Genomic DNA, 3,060 nt, shown 5'->3' on the forward strand with positions numbered 1-3,060 from the left:
AATATTTTAAAGGGAACTTCTCCGGCAAAGCTATAAAAATATATTTGAATACCTGAGTCGTTTTTCATTTAAATATTCTTTTAAAGACAGGATGTAAAAATGCAAAAAAAAGACGGATTTATTGACTATCTTGTTGAGCTTCCCAATTATCTCACTATTTTTATAACTCCCATTTACTTTCTTACCATCGGACCTATGCTTATCGAGATGAGCAGAGATACAGGTTTCAGTACTGAAAACTTAAACCTTATTATTACATTCTTTACAATAGGTCTTGTATCTGGACAGCTGACCTCAATAATATATAACCGGTTTATGAAAAAAGTAGTGATTCTTACTGCAGGCTATATTTTGCAGATCTGTTTTTTAGTTGCTTTGAGTTTTGCAAGGGACTTAATTGTTTTTTATGTTTTATATGTATTGTTAGGGTATGTTGCAGGTGTTATCTGGATACAGGCAACCAATTATATTCTGGAAAGTAAAATTAATAATAAGCCACGTCTTACAACTATTTTCCTAAGTTTTTATCCCGTGGGAAATTTTGTAGCGCCTTTTATAGCATCAAGCCTTATAAAAAATAATCTGAACTGGAGATACTCATATTATATAACTGCTTTTATTGTGCTTATAGTTTTGCTGCTATATTTCTTTGTGAAAAAAATAAATAAAAAAGAAAATATCTTAAACGAAACAAAGGAAAAAATAAATTTTAAAGAGATTTTCAAAATCAGATATATCAATATTATTTTTATACTTGGCTGCACTTTTCTTTTCTTCTATGTTATTCCCGAGACGATTTTTGCTACATGGTCGGCCACTTTTTTAAGAAAATTAAGATTTTTTGAAATAGATAAAGCAAGTCTTGCTGTTTCGATATTCTGGATGGCAATTTTTGCCGGCAGGATGATAGTAAGCACGTTTGCAGGAAAAATCAAATCAAATTATATTATGCTTGTCCTTTCTGCAATGGGGGTAATATCAATGGCTTTCTTTGTGATTGTAAAATCTCCTGTATTTATTTATCCGGCAATAGCACTTGCCGGTCTGGGGTGTTCCGGAATTATTACCCTTGGAATTGCTGATGCAAGCACCGTCTATGAGAAAGGCAGGGGTTTGCTTGCAAGCATTGTGTTTGCTGTTGTGAATTTCGGCACTTCAATTACTCCGTTTATTACGAAATTTATTTCAGCCCGAAGTCTCTCCTGGTCTGTGGGTGTAGCGGCCGTATTTATGTTTTTAACTTTCCTGACCATAATCGTTAAAATAATTTATGAGAAGAAAAATATAAATAAGGCAGAGACAGCAATCTGATTTACTGCGTGATTTTTACAGCAAAGCATTGTCAGGGCATAGCGCTGTCTGAATAATTACAAATTATATCTATTAAAGCTATAATTATTAGGAAAAATACATTAAATATATTATCAAAAAAAATTCTTGAGTAAGTAAAATAACACTTTAAAACAATAAAAATAATAAGGATAAGGTTAAAATGAAAGATTTTAATGACGTTGCGCCAGTGATTCTGCCCGAGGAAGGTTTTGAAGGGGACTATATCATTGCTTCATATTTTTATATTGCAAAATCTGATGAGGATATATACGAAAAGGCAAAATCATTTGCAGTAGGTCAGACAATAGGCACATGGGTGCCTGTTCCGGGAATAACACCGGAAATGAAAAGAAAATATGGCGGAAAACTGGTAAGCATTTATGATATTCCGCCTGCTGAACTGACCCCTGATTTGCCGGAAGAGACATATCATATAATACAGATAGCTTTTCCTGATGAGAATTTTTCTCCTCAGTTTCCGATGCTGATGACTACGCTTCTGGGAAATGATGTCTCTACTTCAGCCCAGGTAAAGCTGATAGACATCAAATTTTCAGGAAAATTTCTGAAAGCTTTTAAAGGTCCCAGATTTGGAACTGATGGAGTTTATGATTATATGGGTCTTGGTTCTGAAAGAAGGCCTATCGTGCTGAATATGATAAAGCCCTGTCTTGGATATTCTGCAAGTGAAGGAGCAGCTATTTTCAAACAGATTGCTCTTGGAGGTGTAGATATCATAAAAGATGATGAATTATTTGCAGATACAAGCTACAGCTCCATTAAAGACAGAGTCCGTTTATATAAAAAAGCGGCAAATGAGGTGTATGAACAGACAGGCCACCTGACAAGATATTGTGTAAATATTACTGACAGGTTTGACAAGGTGCTGGAGCATGCAAAAACTGCAATAGAAGAGGGCGCAGACTTTTTAATGATTAATTTTGTTTCCACAGGAATAAGTGTTCTGCAGGCTCTTTCCGAGATGGAGGAAATAAAAATACCGATTGTGGCTCATTATGCGACTGCCGGTTCCATGACAGAATCTCCTTTTACAGGCATATCCACCCCTCTTCTTTTAGGAAAATTTGCAAGGATGTGCGGTGCAGACATGAGTATGTTCAGTTCACCTTATAGCACATATCCTTTTCTGAAAAGAAGATACAAGCAGATAGCAGATATGCATAAGCTTCCTTTTGGAGGATTAAGGCCAACAATGCCCATAATCGGCGGAGGTGTCCACCCGAATAGTGCAGAAAAGATAGTTAATGAACTTGGAAGAGAAGTAGTGCTGGCAAGCGGGGGAGCAGTCCTTGGACATCCGATGGGCCCTACTGAAGGGGCCAGGTCGATGATGCAGGCTGCAAAGGCTCTTGGTAAAGGCATATCTCTTGCTGAAGCAGCAAACCAGAAAGGAAATGAAGCGCTTAAAGTATCCATTGAAAAATGGAAATAAAATAATTTAATTAAATTATTAATTTAATAAATCAGTTTTTTGGCTAAAGTCTTCTTTTGCCAGATATAAATATTTAAGGAAAAGATATTTATTCAACTACATTTTTTAATTCCCTGTATAGCCCTTTTTTCCATTTTTTATCAAGCATATCGCCCATGCATGTGTTTAAGAGTTGAGCAAAGTCAGCATCAAGTATGTGGTTATCGCATTTTATTATATCCAGATTAGTATTGTTTCTGTCCCAGTTTTTCATAAATACATCCCACATCAGCGTA

The 3,060-nt window shown here is 35.5% G+C and carries 3 protein-coding genes; 2 read left to right on the forward strand and 1 reads right to left on the reverse strand.

Annotation, left to right across the window (positions count from 1 at the left end):
* The first annotated feature begins 99 nt into the window (after window positions 1-99).
* Together GXZ93_06575 and GXZ93_06580 are read left to right on the forward strand one after the other, a co-directional pair.
* Window positions 100-1,311, forward strand: coding sequence for an MFS transporter (locus tag GXZ93_06575; GenBank protein ID HHT79435.1), 1,212 nt, complete (start codon window positions 100-102; stop codon window positions 1,309-1,311).
* A gap of 181 nt (window positions 1,312-1,492) precedes the next feature.
* Window positions 1,493-2,785 (forward strand): transcriptional regulator, encoded by a 1,293-nt coding sequence (locus GXZ93_06580; protein HHT79436.1) that lies wholly within the window; start codon window positions 1,493-1,495, stop codon window positions 2,783-2,785.
* A gap of 88 nt (window positions 2,786-2,873) precedes the next feature.
* Here GXZ93_06580 and GXZ93_06585 read toward each other — a convergent pair whose 3' ends face one another.
* Window positions 2,874-3,038 (reverse strand): hypothetical protein, encoded by a 165-nt coding sequence (locus GXZ93_06585; protein HHT79437.1) that lies wholly within the window; start codon window positions 3,036-3,038, stop codon window positions 2,874-2,876.
* Window positions 3,039-3,060 lie beyond the last annotated feature (22 nt).

This window comes from Actinomycetota bacterium, from assembly GCA_012837825.1.
GTDB lineage: Bacteria > Actinomycetota > Humimicrobiia > Humimicrobiales > Humimicrobiaceae > Humimicrobium.